General features: G+C 70.6%; 15 protein-coding genes. 11 read left to right on the top strand and 4 right to left on the bottom strand.

The window, feature by feature from the left end:
- The first annotated feature begins 28 nt into the window (after positions 1-28).
- The 7 genes from ACQP2T_RS16470 to ACQP2T_RS16440 all read left to right on the top strand — a co-directional run bounded on the left by ACQP2T_RS16470 (position 29) and on the right by ACQP2T_RS16440 (position 7,469).
- Positions 29-970 (top strand): ABC transporter ATP-binding protein, encoded by a 942-nt coding sequence (locus tag ACQP2T_RS16470; protein ID WP_433517005.1) that lies wholly within the window; start codon positions 29-31, stop codon positions 968-970.
- Positions 971-990: 20 nt separating this feature from the next.
- Positions 991-1,803: an ABC transporter permease gene (locus tag ACQP2T_RS16465; RefSeq protein WP_433517004.1), complete on the top strand. Its 813-nt coding sequence runs from the start codon at positions 991-993 to the stop codon at positions 1,801-1,803.
- A gap of 21 nt (positions 1,804-1,824) precedes the next feature.
- Positions 1,825-2,982, top strand: a complete 1,158-nt coding sequence (locus ACQP2T_RS16460) for a YcaO-like family protein (protein WP_433517003.1) — start codon at positions 1,825-1,827, stop codon at positions 2,980-2,982.
- Positions 2,982-4,343 (top strand): TfuA-like protein, encoded by a 1,362-nt coding sequence (locus ACQP2T_RS16455; RefSeq protein WP_433517002.1) that lies wholly within the window; start codon positions 2,982-2,984, stop codon positions 4,341-4,343. Before ACQP2T_RS16460 ends, ACQP2T_RS16455 begins: the two co-directional genes overlap by 1 nt.
- Entirely contained in the window at positions 4,340-5,554 is a 1,215-nt protein-coding gene (locus ACQP2T_RS16450) for a cytochrome P450 family protein (RefSeq protein WP_433517001.1), read from the top strand. Before ACQP2T_RS16455 ends, ACQP2T_RS16450 begins: the two co-directional genes overlap by 4 nt.
- The gene (locus ACQP2T_RS16445; protein ID WP_433517000.1) at positions 5,551-6,567 is read left to right on the top strand and encodes a methyltransferase; all 1,017 of its coding nucleotides are present in this window, start codon (positions 5,551-5,553) and stop codon (positions 6,565-6,567) included. The genes ACQP2T_RS16450 and ACQP2T_RS16445 overlap by 4 nt, the downstream gene beginning before the upstream one ends.
- A gap of 182 nt (positions 6,568-6,749) precedes the next feature.
- A complete protein-coding gene (locus tag ACQP2T_RS16440; RefSeq protein WP_433516999.1) occupies positions 6,750-7,469 on the top strand; it encodes a response regulator transcription factor in 720 nt (239 codons plus the stop codon).
- Here ACQP2T_RS16440 and ACQP2T_RS16435 read toward each other — a convergent pair.
- From ACQP2T_RS16435 to ACQP2T_RS16420, 4 genes are all read right to left on the bottom strand, one after another.
- Positions 7,429-8,931, bottom strand: coding sequence for an NAD(P)/FAD-dependent oxidoreductase (locus tag ACQP2T_RS16435; protein WP_433516998.1), 1,503 nt, complete (start codon positions 8,929-8,931; stop codon positions 7,429-7,431). The genes ACQP2T_RS16440 and ACQP2T_RS16435 overlap by 41 nt on opposite strands.
- On the bottom strand, positions 8,928-9,206 hold the full coding sequence (locus tag ACQP2T_RS16430; RefSeq protein ID WP_225288903.1) for a PqqD family protein: 279 nt from the start codon (positions 9,204-9,206) through the stop codon (positions 8,928-8,930). The genes ACQP2T_RS16435 and ACQP2T_RS16430 overlap by 4 nt, the downstream gene beginning before the upstream one ends.
- A gap of 12 nt (positions 9,207-9,218) precedes the next feature.
- Positions 9,219-10,661: a StsB family radical SAM/SPASM domain sactipeptide maturase gene (gene stsB, locus ACQP2T_RS16425; RefSeq protein WP_433516997.1), complete on the bottom strand. Its 1,443-nt coding sequence runs from the start codon at positions 10,659-10,661 to the stop codon at positions 9,219-9,221.
- A gap of 87 nt (positions 10,662-10,748) precedes the next feature.
- Complete coding sequence (locus ACQP2T_RS16420) at positions 10,749-11,024, bottom strand: StsA-related sactipeptide RiPP (protein WP_433516996.1); 276 nt, start codon at positions 11,022-11,024, stop codon at positions 10,749-10,751.
- 182 nt (positions 11,025-11,206) lie between these two features.
- On the opposite strand from ACQP2T_RS16420, the gene ACQP2T_RS16415 reads away from it, so the two are divergent.
- The 4 genes from ACQP2T_RS16415 to ACQP2T_RS16400 are packed head-to-tail and all read left to right on the top strand — an operon-like array spanning position 11,207 to position 15,900.
- Positions 11,207-11,407 carry an aroma-sacti cluster domain-containing protein gene (locus tag ACQP2T_RS16415; RefSeq protein ID WP_225288900.1) on the top strand — a complete coding sequence of 67 codons (201 nt, stop codon included), beginning with the start codon at positions 11,207-11,209 and terminating at the stop codon, positions 11,405-11,407.
- The gene (locus ACQP2T_RS16410) at positions 11,404-14,421 is read left to right on the top strand and encodes an AAA family ATPase (RefSeq protein ID WP_433516995.1); all 3,018 of its coding nucleotides are present in this window, start codon (positions 11,404-11,406) and stop codon (positions 14,419-14,421) included. The genes ACQP2T_RS16415 and ACQP2T_RS16410 overlap by 4 nt, the downstream gene beginning before the upstream one ends.
- Positions 14,418-15,290: a S8 family serine peptidase gene (locus tag ACQP2T_RS16405; RefSeq protein ID WP_433516994.1), complete on the top strand. Its 873-nt coding sequence runs from the start codon at positions 14,418-14,420 to the stop codon at positions 15,288-15,290. The genes ACQP2T_RS16410 and ACQP2T_RS16405 overlap by 4 nt, the downstream gene beginning before the upstream one ends.
- Entirely contained in the window at positions 15,280-15,900 is a 621-nt protein-coding gene (locus ACQP2T_RS16400) for a GAF domain-containing protein (RefSeq protein ID WP_433516993.1), read from the top strand. The genes ACQP2T_RS16405 and ACQP2T_RS16400 overlap by 11 nt, the downstream gene beginning before the upstream one ends.
- The last annotated feature ends 243 nt before the right edge of the window (positions 15,901-16,143 follow it).

Below are 16,143 nucleotides of genomic sequence, written 5' to 3'. Positions count from 1 at the left end.
GGTGAAACGGGAAGTGAAGGGTGGTGCCGTGTCGAGCGATGTGGTGACGGCCGCTGGGCTGACCAAACGCTATCGGCGCAGCGAGAGACCGGCGGTGGACGATGTCTCTTTCGAGATCGCGCGGGGAGAGACGATCGGGCTCCTGGGGCCCAACGGCGCCGGGAAGACGACCCTGATCAAAATGATCTGCGGGGTCACCACCCCTACCTCCGGCCAGGTCCGCGTCTTCGACGCCGATCCGGTGCGCCAGCCGGTCGCCGCCAAGAGCGGCATCGGGGCGATGCACCAGTCAGGCCCGTTCGACATGATGCTGCCGGCGCTGGACAACCTGCGGATCGCCGCCCGCTTCCGCGGCCTGAAGTGGCGTGCCGTGCGGCCGTGGGCGCTCGAACTGGCGGAGTTCCTCAGCCTCACGGAGGCCCTGCCGCGCTTCTGCTTCCAGCTGTCGGGCGGTCAGCGGCAACGGTTGCAGCTGGTACGGGCGCTGCTCACCATTCCGCGGCTGCTGATCCTCGACGAGCCGTCCGCCGGCCTGGACGTGGTGGGGCGGCGGCACATCGAGCGGTTCGTGACCTGGCTGCGCGAGGAGCACGGCGTGACCGTGCTGTGGACCAGTCACCACATCGACGAGCTGGAACGCAACAGCCAGCGGGTGATGGTCATCAACCACGGACGGGTGCTGCGCTTCGCCAAACCGCGCGAACTCGTCGAGGAGTTCGGCACCACCCACTTGCTGGTGACCCTCGATGATCCCGCGGCCGGCCTGGTGGTGGCGGCCTGGGCGGAGCTGGCCGGGCTCAGGGCTACGACCGAGGAGTCGGACGTACGCATCCACGGTGCGCGAGCGCGGGAGGTGCTGCCGGAACTGTCGCGGCACTGCCTGGACCACGGAGTCGCGATCTCCGGCGTCTCGACCGTCACGGACTCGCTGGAGCAGGTCTTCCTCAGGATGACGGATACCGAGGACTGAAGTCGACAAAAGGGGCATATGTGGCCGCCAAGCTGGTATTCGACAACACTCCTCCGACCGGGACCCCGAAGGCGGCCGACCTGTCCGCGGTGCTCTACCGCGAATACGCGCTGCTCGCCCGCAACCGGGTGTATCTCGTCCTCGGCCTGGCCCCGATGCTGATCTACCTGCTGCTCGTGAACACCTCGCTGGGCAACCTCCTCAGGGTCGTCCACTACAAGGGCGTCGATGTACCGTTCACGATCTTCCTGCTGCCCATGACGCTGGCGATGTCGATCGTCAGCGCGGCGGGGACGTCCGGCATGGCGGTGTTCCAGGAGGAGATGAGCGGCGCGGCGACCCAGCTGTGGTCCTACCCGTTGCGCCGGTCGCGGTTCCTGCTCGGCAAGGTGATCGCGGGCGTGTCGCTGGTGCTGGGACAGGCGCTGCTGGCCCTCGGCGTGGCGGTGCTCATCTTCGCGTTGCCGTTCGACCTGCAGGCCTGGGTCGGCCTGCTGTCGACGCTCACGCTGGCCGCCCTGGCCTTCAACGGGCTGTATCTGGCGACGGCCATCTTGATCACCGACTATCAGGTCTTCATGCTGCTGTCGAACGTGTCGATCCCCGTTCTCGTCTTCAGCGCCCCGTCGCTCTACCCGATCGACAGCATGCCCACCGTGCTGCAGTGGGTGGCGATGATCAACCCGCTGACGTACGCGATCGACGGCATGCGCAACGCCGCGTTCTTCGGCTTCGCCGACGCGTGGCAGGACCTCCTGGTGCTGGCCGTCCTGGCGGCCATCAGCTACACCGTGGGCGGCCGCGCGCTGATCAAGCGCGCCCGCAACATCTGATCTCGTCAAGGGCAGGGGACGATGCGGACAGACAACTCCTCTCTCTCGTGGCTTCTCTCGCGGTCCGACCGGTCCAAGGTCCGGCTGCCGGGCACGGACAGGGCTCACGATCCGACGGCCACGCTGGAGATGGCCGGCCGGGCGGCCCGGATGGTCGGGATCACCAGGGTCGCGGACATCACCAGGCTGGACACCATCGGAATCCCGACTTTTCAGGCGATCAGACCGACTTCCCGGACGCTCGCCGTGTCTCAGGGAAAAGGGATCACGCCCGAGCTGGCGAAACTGTCCGCGATGATGGAGGCCGTCGAGCTCTGGCATGCCGAACAACCCATGACGCCGGTGACGACCGCGCCTCCGCGAGACGTCAGCGGGCAGCTGGGCTACGACGTCCGCGACCTCCCTCTCTCCCCGCCGACCGTGCTGCATGACGGGCTGCCGCTGGACTGGGTCGCCGGCCGGTCGCTGGTCGACGGCTCGGAGCGGCTGGTTCCCAGGGAGTCGGTGGGATTCTCCCTCCTGCGGAAGACCGGCTGGAACCCGCCGGTGTTCTTCGAGTCGACGAATGGCCTGGCGAGCGGGAACACGCTGGTCGAAGCCGTTCTGCACGCCCTGTACGAGGTGATCGAACGGGACGCCGTGACCACGGCGATGACCGGCGGCGACAAGGGCGTCCTCGTCGATCCGGGGACGCTGGGGTCACCGGTCGTCGACGAGCTGTGCGGGCTGCTCGCGCGGGCCCGGGTCGGTCTCGAGGTCAGGTCCCTGCCGTCGCCCACCGGGTTGCCGTGCTTCCTCGCCCGGATCTCCTGCGACGACTATCCACCCGCGTTCATGGGATTCGGCTGCCACCTCGGCTCGGAGATAGCACTCACCCGGGCCGTCACCGAGGCCGCGCAGGCCAGGCTCGGCTACATCTCGGGCGCGAGAGACGACCTCCATCCGGGCGTCCACGACGGCGCGCGGCACCGGGCCGCGCCCGCGGCGGACGCCGGCGAGGCGATCACGAAGCTGACGGCCCACCAGAGCCTGGTCGATGACCTGGCGGACGTGGTCGGGCGGGCCGCGGCCGCGTTCTCCGCCGCCCCGCTCGTCATCGATCTGACGAGGGACGAGATCGGCGTCCCCGTGGTCAGAGTGGTGGCGCCGGGCAGCCGCGTCACCCCGGAGGTGTTCTAGTGAGCCACAGCCGCCAGAAGACGGTCGTCTACGCCGGGCCGACGATCTCGCACGACGAGGTCCGCGCCGTGCTTCCCGAGGCACAGGCGCGGCCGCCCGTGGCCCGGGGCGATCTCCTCAGGGAGGAGTGGAGCCGGGACGACACCGCCGTCATCATCGACGGGTATTACCGGGAACGGCTGTCCGTGGGCCACAAGGAGATCCTCTGGCTGCTCAACGAAGGCGTGAACGTCATCGGGGCGGCCAGCATGGGGGCGCTGCGGGCGGCGGAGCTGAGCCCGTACGGCATGCGGGGCGTCGGGTCGGTCTTCCGCATGTACGCGAGCGGCGAGGTCGACGGGGATGACGAGGTGGCGGTCCTGCACGGGCCCGCGGAGAGGGGATACCCCACTGACACGGTGGCCATGGTCAACATCCGCTACGGCTGCCAGGAGGGCGCCAAGAGCGGCCTGGTTCCGGCGGCGACCGCCGAGCGGATCGTCGAAGCGGCGCGGTCCAGGCCCTTCGTCCACCGGACCTGGCGCGAGCTGGGAGAGGCCCTGGCCCCGGACGCCGGTGACGCGCTGAGCACGCTGGAGCGGAAGATCGGGACGGGTGAGTGGGACCTGAAGCGGCTGGACGCGATGGCGGCCCTGGGAGCCGTCGGCGGGCACCCGGCCGAAGCGCCCAGCACGGGGTCCGAAGCGCCCAGCACATGGGCGGCCGAACCCAGCGCGTGGGCGGCCGAGGTGGCCCTGACGGGGATCACCCACTATGAGGCGCTGGCCTGGCGGTCGATGCGCGAGTACGCGCCGGGCAGGTGGATGTCCGATCTCGATGTCCTGGACGCGGCGCGGCTGTTCGGCCAGGACTACCCGAAGCTGCACGAGGAGGTCCTGACCGGCCTCCTGACGGACTTCGCCGCCGCGCGGGGCCTGGAGCTGGAGGCGTACACGCGCGCCAGACTCGGCGTCGATGACGGCTCCGACCTGCCGCACGTCCTCGCGCCGTGGCTGGCCGAGACGGAGCGGGCCACCCTGCCCGTCGCCGAGCAACTCCGGTTGGTCATGGTGCGGGTGTGGCCGGTCTGGCAGTCGGAGGACTGGCGGCCGATCGTCCTGGAGCGGATCCGGGAATCGAGCCGCTGGCCCAAGTGGTCCGGCATCGTGGCCCGTGCCGACGAGATCGCGGAACAGAGCCTCGGCCGGGTGGTCATCCCGGCGCCGGCGATCTGCGGCCGGATCTTCTCCCGCCACTGGAACGGCCCGGGAACGACCGCGGAGGTCGAGCTGGCGCGGCGCGGGTTCCTCAGCATGGCGGATCTGGGACAGACCGCCGCCAGGTTCTTCGCCCTGGACGTGCACAAGGCCAAGGGGCGATGAGCGCGACCGGGCTTGAGCAGGCGTTCGACCCGACCGCCTCGCGGCACCGCCGGGACCCGCACCCGCTCTTCCACCGCATGCGCGAGCGGGCGCCGGTCTACCGCCACGCGCCGGCGAACGGTCGCGTGTCCTGGTACTTGACCCGGTACGCCGACGTGCAGCGCGCGCTCCACCACCCGGACATAGGCCGCCAACTCGACCGCCTGCCCGGCGAGCTGGCCGCCTTTCACCGCCAGTGGGAGAACGACCCGCTGCCGATGGTGCGGCGGAACATGTTCAACCTCGACCCGCCCGACCACACCCGGCTGCGGCGGCTGATGGCGCCCGCGTTCGGTCCCCGGACGGTGGCGGCGCTGGAGCGGCGCATCGACCAGGTCGTCGGCGAGCTGGTCGACGCCCTTGCGTCCGCCGGAGACGGAGCCGACCTGATCGAGGTCGTGGCCCTGCCGCTGCCGATCCTGATCGTCGCGGACCTGGTCGGCTTCCCGATCGGCGACCGGGGCCGGCTGCGCGGGTGGAGCGACGACATGCTGCGCAGCGGGGACCCGGCACTGATCCGCCGCACCGGAGTCGCGTTCGTCGCCTACGTCAACGAGCAGCTCGACGAGCGCCGCGCCCACCCGGGCGCGGACCTGCTGTCCCAGCTCGTCCGGTCAACGGAGATCACGCACACCGAGCTGGTGTCCAGCGTGTTCCAGTTGCTGCTGGCCGGGGACGAGACGACGGTCAACCTCATCGGCAACGGAGTGCTGGAGCTCCTGCGACATCCTGACCAGCTCGAACGCCTGCGCGCCCGGCCACAGCTGATCGACTCCGCGGTGGAGGAGGTGCTGCGGTTCAACGGCCCGGTCGGGCACTCCCGGCCGCTGTTCGCGCTGGCCGACGTGGACTTCGGGTCATCGGTGATCCCCCAGGGTGACATCGTCGTGCCGGTGCTGCTGGCCGCCAACCGCGACCCGGCGGTGTTCGACCGGCCGGACGTCTTCGACATCGGCCGCACCCCGAATCGGCACCTGGGCTTCGGCCACGGAATCCACTTCTGCCTCGGCGCCGCGCTGGCCCGGCTGCAGGCCCGGGCCGCCATCGGCGCGCTGGTGCGCCGTTTCCCCGGCCTGGCCCTGGCCGTCGATCCGGCCGAGCTGGAGTGGACGCCGGACCTGTTCCTGCATGGTGTACGCCGCCTGCCACTGCTGTTGGAGAAGAGCCCATGATCAAGGGGTACGCGGAGCTGTCCCGGATGGCGTTCGGCTACGCCGGCTCGCAGATCCTTTACGCGGCCGTCCACCTGGGCATTCCGGAGGCCCTTGCCGCCGGTGCGCTGCCGGTCGAGAAACTGGCGGACGCCATCGGGGCCGACCCGCGGGCGCTGGCGCGGCTGTCGCGGGCCCTGGTGGTCCTGGGCGTGGTCGACGAGGTGGCGCCGGGGCACCTCGCGCTGGCCGAGCTGGGCCAGCCGCTGCGTGCCGACCACCCATGGTCGATGCGCTCCAGCGTGCTGCTGCTCGGCGACCCCGCGACCTGGCAGGCATGGGGGGCGTTGACCCACAGCGTACGAACAGGTGAAGCCGCCTTCGACCACGTGCACGAACAGCCGCTCTTCGACTACCTCGCCGGCCATCCGGACCTGTCGGAGATCTTCAACACGGCCATGCGCGAGGGCACCGAGCGCGTCGCGTCGGAGGTCGCCCAGGCGTACGACTTCGCCGGGGTCCGCACCGTGGTCGACATCGGCGGCGGAAACGGCACGCTGCTCGCCGCGGTACTGGCGGCCACGCCCGGCGCCCAGGGCATCCTGTACGACACCGCCGACGGCGGGGCGGCCGCCGCTGAAACGTTCAGGCGAGCGGGGCTGTCGGATCGGTGCGCCAGGCAGGTGGGCGATTTCTTCGAGTCCGTGCCCGAAGGCGACCTCATGCTGCTGAAAGGCGTCCTGCATGACTGGGACGACCGGCGGTGCACCGCGCTACTGCGTAACTGCCGCGCCTCGATCGCGATGGGCGGGCGCCTGCTGGTGCTGGAACCGGTGCTGCCGGCCAGGCTCGGCACCCCGGAGGCGGCCGGCGTCGTCATGAGCGACATCGCCATGCTCGTCTACACCGGCGGCTGGGAACGCGACCGGGCCGAATTCCACGCCCTGCTCGCGGCCGGCGGGTTCGACCTGGCCGACGTCACGCCGCCGCTGCGGGGTTCGGCGATCCGGATCCTCGTCGCGGATCCGTCCTGAGGGCCGATCCTCCGGTCGTCCATCCCAACGTCCCGATGTCCCGACAACGCGGACTACAGACAGTCATGAGTACTTCTCACATGCGGCCCGCCGACGTGAGTAACCCCGCTGCTCTGGCTGTCCGGGAACCGGACGCGCATAGTGTGCCGGTCGAGCAAACGGGCTCAAACTCGGGTGGTCAGGTGGCGCAACCGATTGACGCGAGCCCTGCCGGCGAGGCCATGCCCATTCTGCGGGTCGTCGTGGGCGAGCCGGACCGGGTGGTGCGCGCCAGGCTCAGGAGCGTGCTCCACATGGGCAACGGCATCTACGTGGTGGGCGAGGCCGGCGCCGCCGACCGGCTGGGCGATCTGGTCGTCAGGCATCGGCCGAGGGTGGCGGTGGTGAACGCGGCGCTGCGGCAGGCGGACGGCGTGGAATTCGCCCGGATCGTCGCGGCGCAGGCGAGGAACGGGATGCGGGTGCTGGTGGTCTCCGAAGCGCTGGACGAGGAACTGCTCGGCCGCGCGCTACGCGGGGGCGCGGGCGGTTTCGTGCACCGGGCGTCGCTGGTCGAGGAGATCGTGCCCGCGATCCGCCTGGTCGCCGCCGGGCAGACGTTCATCTCCAGCTCGATGATCACGCGGCTCCGCGATCGCATCGCCGCGGTGACCACCGGGGTCGATCACCGGCTCGCGGAGCTCACCCGCCGCGAGGCAGAGGTGCTGGCGCTCGTCGCGGCCGGCCTGTCGAACGCCGGTATCGCCGACAAGCTCGGCATCGGCACCGGAACCGTCCGTTCGCACCTGGCGCGCATCCTCACCAAGCTGTCGGCGGCGAACCGGGCGCACGCGGTCGGCATCGCGTACGAATCCGGGTTCATCACCGCAGGCTCGGCTCACGGCCGCCGCGCACGCGGTTGAGCGCGTCCCACCACGCGTGCAGCGCCGGGTACTGCATGACGGCTTCGCGCGTGGTGAGAAGGGGATCCGGTTCTCCCGTCAGCGCCCGTGCCACTGCCGATCCGTCTTTCTCGGCCCGTGCGGGCATCAAGGTCTGAGCGCGGAAGAAATCGGCGGCCAGCTCCGGACTGCTCAGCAGGGCCCGAGTCCTGCGGGCGAGAATCTCGCGCTCGAACGCGGTCGCTTCCCGCCGTCCGACCGGCCCCGCGTCCCCCGCGACCGCCACTCGCCCGGCCGATCCCGCGCCCTCCGCGACCGCCACACGCCCGGCCGATCCCGCGCCCTCCGCGACCGCCACACGCCCGGCCGATCCCGCGTCCTGCGCGACCGCCATCCGCCATGACGATTCCGCTTCCGCCGTCATGGCCGCCTGCACTTCGGCGGAGGCGGCCGGATCGAGCCCGCGCCGCGTCAACTCCCTGTCCAGCCGGAGCGTGCTCAGCGCGGCGACCGACATCCCATGCGAGTGAACGGGATTCACCGCGACGACCGCGTCACCGATCGCGACGAAGCCGGCGGGCAGGCGCGCTCGTTCGAAGTACCTTCTCCGGTTCGAGGTGTCACGGTACGGCCGGACGCCGCCGAGTGGTGTGGCCGCCGCCATGAGGTCCGCCACGATCGGGTCGCGCAGCGAGCGCGCGAAGTCCGCGAAGCCCCGCTCGTCCGCGGGCGGCTCGCCGCCCCGGGTGCCGGTCAGGGTGACGATCCACCGGCCGTCCTCGATCGGGAACAGCGTCGCCCCCTGGCCCGGCCGCCCCGTCACTGGCCGCGGGTGCAGCATGATGGCCGGAATCTCACCGGCGAGTTCGGCGGGCGCCTGATAGACCCGGGTGGAGTAGGCCAGCCCGGTTGAGACGGTCGTCTCCTCGATCTCCGCCCCGCCGAGCTCGGCCAGCCACCGTGGCGCCTTCGATCTGCGCCCGGTCGCGTCGACGACGAGATCCGCTTCGATCGTCTCCGGCGCGGCGCCTTCACGGCTGACCGCGACCCCGGTGACCCGGCTCGCGTCTCCCACCAGGCCGAGCGCCCGCGTGCCCGTCCACGTCGAGACGGCGCCCAGCGCACGCTGCCGTACCACCTGGTCCAGGAGTCCCCGGCTGCACGAGATGAGGTAAGCCCCGGTGTCCAGCCGCCGGAACCAGCCCGCCGCGGCGAGGATCAGCGCGTCGCCGGGCAGGCGGCGGTGATGCGCGCCGCGCGCGAAGAGCGCTTCGAGCGTCCCCGGAAGCAGTTCCTGCAGCGCCCGCGCGCCACCGGCCACGAGGACGTGGCTGTGCTGCGACTGGGGTAGTCCCCGCCGGGCACGGGGACCGGACGGATAGTGATCGTTCTCGATCACGATCACGTCGTCCGCGTGCCTGGCGAGCACGGCGCCGGCCAGCGATCCCGCGAAGCCGCCGCCGAGGACGACCGCTCTGGTCATGCAGGGTGCTCTTCGATCAGACCCCGTTCGATCATGCTGCCGAGGAACTCCTGCACGTCCTTCAGCACGCGGACGCTCATCGCGAGGTTGTCTCCGGCGAACTCGTGCGACAGCTTCGCGACGATCGGCTCTCGCTCCCCGTCGCTCGCGACGAGCTCCCATATCCGGGAACCGGTCTCGTTCAGGGTGTGGAAATCCCCGGTTTCGGCGTGATAGAGCGAGATGCCCCCCGCGGTCTCCTGCCAAATCACCGAGTCACTGATCTGGAGTGACACACTCCACCTCCTCTATACCGGCGTTATGGGAAGCAGCTCGCGGACCTTGACGGCCTCGGCTGGGGGGCGAACGTAGGTCTTCCAGTCGTCGAAGACCGGATGGACGTCGTCATTGAGGAGCAGGCGGGGCGTCTGCATTTCCGGATCCTCGGCGAGTTCCGCGGGGTCGACGCCGGATTCCAGCCAGAGTTGCGTGACGATGCCGTGCCGCAGGATCCTGCACTGATGACGGCTGTTGCGCCGCAGGTCTCCCGACTCCGCCATGTGAGAGGCGCGGCAGCCTCCGCCGCAGGACGACTTGATGTAGCACTTCGCGCAGTCGGCGTGGTAGTCGCCGCCGAACACGGAGCTCGTCCGCATGTCGTACAGGACCGGGCTGCCGAAGATCTCCGCCAGGGATTGCCGTCTCACGTTGCCCGCGAAGTGTGAGCGTCCCGTGACGAGCTTGCACGGGTAGACGTCCCCCAGCGAGTTGATGTAGATCTCGTTGCCGCCCATCCCGCAGTTGGCCTTCACCGAGCACAGCTTCAGCGTCTTCGGGCCGTCCGGGAGCAGCTTGCCGGCGACTGGTGAGGTCCAGGTGAGCTGCTGGATCCTCAGATGGTCGTCCCAGCCGAAGTCGTACTCGTCGCTCTCTCCCCGGCCCAGGTTGTTGTGGTACATCAGCCGGATGCTGTGCACCTCGATCCCGTCCATGAACGAGGCGAAGCCCTCGAGCTCCTCGACGTTCTCCGAGGTGACGATATGGTTGATCATCGGCACGACGCCCGCGTCGTTGAGCAGCCGCAGGGCCTTGTGGGTCTTGGCGAAGGAGCCGGCGCCCCGCGTGCGGTCGTGCGTCTCGGCCGTGCCGCCGTCGACGCTCACCGTGACGCCGGTGAACAGCTCGGCGAACCGCTCCGCCATCGCCGGAGTCCTGATCATGGTGGCGTTGGTGATGATGTTCGAGGTCAGGCCGCTCCGGTTGGCATGCTCCACGATCTGGAACAGGTCTTTCCTGAGCATGGGCTCCCCACCGGTGAAGACCAGGGTGGAGGCGCCGATGTCGGCGATCTGGGAGACCAGGTTGAGCGACTCCTCGGTGTTGAGCTCACCGGGCAGGCACTTCTCCGAGGACGCGTAGCAATAGGGGCAGCGAAGGTTGCAACCGTCGGTGATGGCGTAGTACGCCATGCGGAGCGGCGGCTCCTTCAGCTTGATCCGCGGATGGTTGCCGTTGTAGTAGACGATCCAGCTCAGAATGAGTTTGGCGAGGGCCCGATCGGTCTCCTCGGTCTCTTCGAGCCGCGCGTAGGGCCGGGCCAAGGCTCGCAGGACACCGAACTCACGCGAATCGAGGACACACCGACCGCCGGAGTGCGGGTTGACGACCAGATAGTCCCCGGCGTGCATGAAGTAGGTAAGGTCTTCTGGTACGTAGAACAACGCGTGGTTCCGGGCCAGCTTCCCAGACATCCGTTTCCCTTCACGCTCTCAGCGGCAGGCGCGGCCCCGGCCCTGTCGGGCGACATGCGACCGGGACCGCACCCGTGGGCCGTCGGATTAGTTCGGTGGCTTCGGCCCGCTGGACCCGGACCCGGACCAAGCTCCGCACAGGCACGACGCTTCGGGTGACTCGTTGTGCACCTCGACCTCGGGCCTCGCCCACTGGCCGCCCGCCATGACCACGGGCAGCGCGGCGGGAAGCTTGTCCTTCAGCGAGATGAGCAGGTCGGTTTCCTCTTTGGTCAAGGTGGCGAACGCCGCCTCGACTTCCGCGGCGATCGGGTCGTTCAGGACGCCGGCTTCGCGCAGGGCTTCCTTCGGATCGAAGGCCATGCCTTCACCTCTCCGTCTTAAGGGGGGACGCGTTGCAGGTCGAGTATCGGCTGGCGACGCGGAGGCGACACAACCCCACAAATGTGGGCTAAACGCCTTTCGCCAGGCAGAGCGAAGACCACACGAATGTGGGTGTCCTGATCTCTTGCGAACCCCGATGAGCCGTTTCAGGCTTGTGGTTCATGAACGCAACCGGATCGGGCGGGTTCGACGCGCTGGCCACGCTGCGGGCGGGCGGGCATCCCATCGACCTGCTCGATGAGCGGCAGCGAACCGTGTTCGCCTCGCTCACGGAGACCGAGGTCGCCGTACTGAACTCGATCAAGAAGCGTCTGGACGACCACACCGGCGAGGTGGAAGGACAGGAGCTCAAGCTCGTATGAGCGACAGGGACCCGCGACCCGCCCGCCGTAACGTCGTGGTCCTGTTCATCGACATTGTGGGGTCGACGGAGCTCGCCGAGCGCCTCGACCCCGAACTGCTCCTGCGCGTCCTCGACCGCTACTACGCGGCGTGCCGGACGGAGATCTTCGAGCACGGCGGCGCCGTGGAGAAGTACATCGGCGACGCGATCATGGCGGTGTTCGGCGTCCCGGTCAGCCGTGAGGACGACGCGCTGCGGGCCGTCCTCGCGGCGGACGCGGCGATGACGGCCGTGCACCGGCTCAGCGCCGAGATAGCCCCCACCCACGGAGTCCGGCTGGACGCCCATTGCGGCATCGCCTTCGGCGAGGTGATGGTCGCCGACGGGTCCGGCTCGAACGTGCGGGTGATCGGCGACACGGTCAACACCGCGAGCCGGCTGCAGTCCGCGGCGGGCGACGGCGAGATCCTCCTGGGCGACGAGGTGGCCCGCCTGGTCAGGCGGCACGCGCTGCTGGACGGCGTCCCCCCGCTCACGCTCAAGGGCAAGAGAGATCCGGTACGGGCGTGGCGGCTCGTCACCGTGGAGCCCGATCGCGGCGCGCCGGAGACCGACACGGTCCCGTTGATCGGCCGGACCGAGGAGCTGCAGCAGCTGACGCGCTTCCATGACCGCGTCGTACGCGGGCGGCAGTGCTGCATGGCGACCCTGCTCGGTGTGCCGGGCATCGGCAAGTCCCGGCTCGTCAGAGAGTTTCTGACGAACCTGCCCGAGGACGTGACCGTGCTCGCCGGCCGGTGCCCGTCCTACGGCATCGGCGCCACGTACCGGCCCATCACGGAGATGCTCGAAGCCCTCAACGGCGACTGGCCCGCCATCGCCGAGGCCGTGGGCACGGAAGGTGAGCGGGCGCTGCGCGGGCTGGCGTGCCGCGGTGACGCGGATTACCAGGAGAATCCCGGGGTCGCGGAGATCGCGCAGGCCGTACGGTCGCTGTTCGAGGTGCTCGCCCAGCGCCGGCCGCTGGTGGTGGTGCTGGACAATCTGCAGTGGGCCCAGCCGACCCTCCTCGACCTGATCGAGGACTGCTCGGCGTGGCTCGCAGACGTGCCCGTGCTCCTCGTCTGCGTCGCCCGGCCCGAGCTCTACGAGGCCCGCCCCTCCTGGGGAGGGGGCATGACCTGCGCCATGTCGCTGGAGCTCGGCCCGATGAGCCCGCCGCACATGGCCCGGCTCGTCGCCGAGCTCCGCGCCGGGCGGGCGGACGTCGTCGCCCACGACGACGACGGCACGTACCAGCGGGTGATCCACGGTTCGGACGGCAACCCGCTCTTCGCCGAGCTGATGCTGGAGACCCTCGCCGAGGGCGCCGCCTCCCTCCCGCCCACCATCCAGGCACTGCTCGGGGCCCGGCTGGATCGGCTGGACGCGGCCGAGCGCCAGGTGCTCGAACGGGCCGCGACCATCGGGCACTCCTTCTCGGTGGAGCAGCTGGAGGTCCTCTTCGACGGCGAACCCGCCATGACGGCCGCTCCGCTGAGCCGGTTGCGGCGCGAGCGCCTCATCCGGCGTGGCGCGCTGCCGGGAGCGTACGAGTTCGCGCAGACCCTCACCCGGGAGAGCGTGTACGCGCTGACGAGCAAGGAGGTGCGGGCGGACTGGCACCGAAGGCTGGCCGACTGGTTCGGCGACCGGGCCGGCGACGCCTCGGAGCAGGCTCCCTTCCTGGGACCGGCGTCCGGGGACGTCAGCCGGCACCTGCTGGCGGCCTGCCGCCTCACCCGGCAGGTACGCCCCGGCGATCCGCTCCTGCCCGAGCTGACCGGCCGGGCCGCCGACCAGCTCATCAGGGACGGCGGTCAGGCGTTGCACCGCAGAGACCTGCCCGCGGCGATCGCGCTGCTGGAGCAGGGACGGGAGATGCTGCCCCCGGGCAGGGACGAGCACCGGTCGCTGGCCGTCCGGATCAGCGACGCCGAGCTGGCACACGGGGAGGCCGCCGCGGCGGCCGCGGCCCTGGACCGTGCGGAGGAACTGCTGCCGGAAGACCCGCGGACCCAGCTCATCTGCGTGATCCAGCGGGAGGTCCTCGCCCTGCGCTCGGGCGCCCGCGCGCCGGAGCTCGAACCCCTTCGCGTCCGGCTGGCGCTCGACCCCCGGGACGACCTGGGCTGGTGCCGCTTCCACCAGCTCCAAGCCCTGGTCCACATCCAGGACGGCCGGTTCGGCGCCGCCGACCGCGCGCTGCGTGACGGGCTCGCGCTGGCCCGGCCGATGGGCGACCGCTATGAGGAGGACCGGCTGCTCGGCGGGCTGTGCGAGCTGGTGCAATGGTCTCCCACCCCGGTGCCGGAAGGGCTCGCGCTCTGCGCCGACCTGCTGGCCCGCTTCGCCGGTGATCGCGCCCTGCTGGTGCCGGTGCTCGTCACCAGGGCCCGCCTGCTCGCGCTCTCCGGCGACCTCGGCGGCGCCCGTGAGTCGCTCGACACGGCCGGTCACTACGCAGAGGAGTTGCACCTCGGCCTCTCGGCGATCGCCGTCGTCCAGGTGCGGGGGCTGGTGGAGTCCCTGGACGGCAACCACGAGGACGCGAGGGAGCTGTTCGGGCGGGCCGCCGACGCCCTCCGTACGGCAGGCCATGGGGGGCCCGCCGCGACCTTGGATATCTACGCCGCGCGAGAGACCCTCCGGCGGGGAGACGTCCGGCGGGCGGCCGCGGAGCTGGCGCGCGGCGACGCGGGGCCGCCACAGCTGCGCGGCGAGCTCACGGCCCTCGCGATGAGAGGCGCGATCGCCTCGTTCGACGGGGAGCACGCGGACGCGATGAGCGCCGCGGACCGTGCGACCGCGCTGCTCGAATCGACCGACGACCCTTGTCTTCGAGGGGACGTCCTGGTCGAGATCGCCCGGATCCGGCGAGCCGCCGGACACGACCCGGCCGAGGCCGCCCGGCGCGCGCTCGACGCGTACCTGAGCAAAGGCGCGAACCTGCCCGCGCAGCGTGTCCGCGACTGGCTGAAGGGACTGCGATGAGCACGCCGCCCTGGCGCCGGAACCAGCGCCCGCACTTCCCCGGGGTGCCCGCGTGGGGGCTGGCCACCACGCGGCAGCCCCCGGAACCCTTCCAGGTCAGCCCGCTGGCGGGGGTGACCAGGGAGTGGGCATGGGGTGGGTCCGACGGCACGGGAGTACGCGTGTGCGTCGTGGACACGGGCGTGGCGGGCGACCATCCCAAGATCGGCGGCCTGGATCGGTCGGTCGAGGTCGTCAGCGGGGACGAGGGCAGGCTGACCGTCGCCGAGTGCGCTCCCGTCGACCCGGCCGGGCACGGCACGGCCTGCGCCGGAGTGATCAGGTCGGTCGCCCCCGGAGCGGCGATCACCTCCGTACGCGCGCTCACCGACGGAAAGTCCGGCACCGGTGACGCCCTGGTGACCGGGCTGCGCTGGGCCATCGACCAGGGTTACGACCTGGTCAACCTCAGCCTCTCCAGCACGAGGTCGGGCCTGCGCGAATCCCTGCACGAGCTCGCCGACCGCGCGTACTTCCGGCGTTGCCTCCTGGTCGCCGCCGCGCACAACATGCCGGTGCTCAGCTACCCGTGGACGTTCTCCTCGGTCGTCTCGGTGGCCAGCCACGACGAGGCGGACCCGATGACGTACTACTACAACCCCGCGCCGCCGGCGGAGTTTCTCGCGCGAGGGGTCAGGGTGCCGGTCGCCTGGCCCGGCGGCCGGGAGATCCGCAGCACCGGCAACAGCTTCGCGGCGCCGCACATCACCGGCATCTGCGCGCTCATCCTGGGCAAGCATCCGTGGCTGACGCCGTTCCAGCTCAAGACGGTCCTCTACCTGGCCGCGGACAACACCATGACGCAGAACGGAGAGCCCCATGTCCGCTGACTTCCCCGACTCTCCCGATTCGCTGGACGGCACCGAGCGCAGGCTGCTGCAGTCGATCGTCGAGGTGGCCCGCCACATGTTCGGCGCCGCCGCCGCCTCCATCTTCCTCGTGGACCCCGACACCGGTGACCTGGTCTTCGAAGCCGTCTCGGGCGAAGGCGAGAAAGAGCTGGTCGGGAGCCACTTTCCGGCGGGAACCGGGATCGCCGGCTGGGTCGCGGCGAGCGGGCAGCCGATGGTCGCGGACGACGTGTCGGCTGTGACGCAGTTCGCCCAGGACGCCGCGGAGTCCACCGGTTACGTCCCGCGGACCATCATGGCGGCACCACTCATCCGGTTCGAGGAATGCGTGGGGGTCCTGGAGGTGCTGGATCGCACAGCTTCCCGCAGCGATCTGGACGACATGGAGCTCCTGGGCATGTTCGCCACGCAGGCCGCCTGCGCCCTGGAGCTCCTGCTTCGCGTGCGGCGCAGCGATGGCCGGGAGCCTCTCGCCGACCCGAACGCGCTGCTGCGGCGGATCGGCGAGAGGCTGCGGGGCAGGGACCGGGCGTCGGACGCGGCAGCCGTACGCCTGCTCGCCATCGCCGACGACCTCCTCGCACCGTAAACGGAGCCGCTCCGCCATCGCGGGACGCCGGTCCCTTCTGCGGCCGACCGCCACGCCTTCCGGACCACCCTTTGAGGCCGTTTGGGCCTGGGCGCCATCAAGCGGGTGGCCATTGGCGCGTCCGGACGCCGTCACGCATGGTCAGCGCCCCGCTACGCCTGTTTGAAGGGCGCCAAAGGGGAGCACGCTTCACGTGGAGAAGATCAAGGACCTGCCTGAGTTTCGGGCGGGGGACGCGGCATG

Source organism: Nonomuraea sp. CA-143628 (assembly GCF_050942315.1).
GTDB lineage: Bacteria > Actinomycetota > Actinomycetes > Streptosporangiales > Streptosporangiaceae > Nonomuraea.
Note: the sequence above shows the minus strand (reverse complement) of the source record. Positions and strands in the feature narration are given on the sequence as shown.

Bases quoted from the DNA above. Each gene is read 5' to 3' on its own strand.
- ACQP2T_RS16460 (WP_433517003.1), top strand. From the start codon at position 1,825: ATGCGGACAGACAACTCCTCTCTCTCGTGGCTTCTCTCGCGGTCCGAC.
- ACQP2T_RS16450 (WP_433517001.1), top strand. From the start codon at position 4,340: ATGAGCGCGACCGGGCTTGAGCAGGCGTTCGACCCGACCGCCTCGCGG.
- ACQP2T_RS16445 (WP_433517000.1), top strand. From the start codon at position 5,551: ATGATCAAGGGGTACGCGGAGCTGTCCCGGATGGCGTTCGGCTACGCC.
- ACQP2T_RS16435 (WP_433516998.1), bottom strand. From the start codon at position 8,931: ATGACCAGAGCGGTCGTCCTCGGCGGCGGCTTCGCGGGATCGCTGGCC.
- stsB (WP_433516997.1), bottom strand. From the start codon at position 10,661: ATGTCTGGGAAGCTGGCCCGGAACCACGCGTTGTTCTACGTACCAGAA.
- ACQP2T_RS16420 (WP_433516996.1), bottom strand. From the start codon at position 11,024: ATGGCCTTCGATCCGAAGGAAGCCCTGCGCGAAGCCGGCGTCCTGAAC.
- ACQP2T_RS16415 (WP_225288900.1), top strand. From the start codon at position 11,207: ATGAACGCAACCGGATCGGGCGGGTTCGACGCGCTGGCCACGCTGCGG.
- ACQP2T_RS16410 (WP_433516995.1), top strand. From the start codon at position 11,404: ATGAGCGACAGGGACCCGCGACCCGCCCGCCGTAACGTCGTGGTCCTG.
- ACQP2T_RS16405 (WP_433516994.1), top strand. From the start codon at position 14,418: ATGAGCACGCCGCCCTGGCGCCGGAACCAGCGCCCGCACTTCCCCGGG.
- ACQP2T_RS16400 (WP_433516993.1), top strand. From the start codon at position 15,280: ATGTCCGCTGACTTCCCCGACTCTCCCGATTCGCTGGACGGCACCGAG.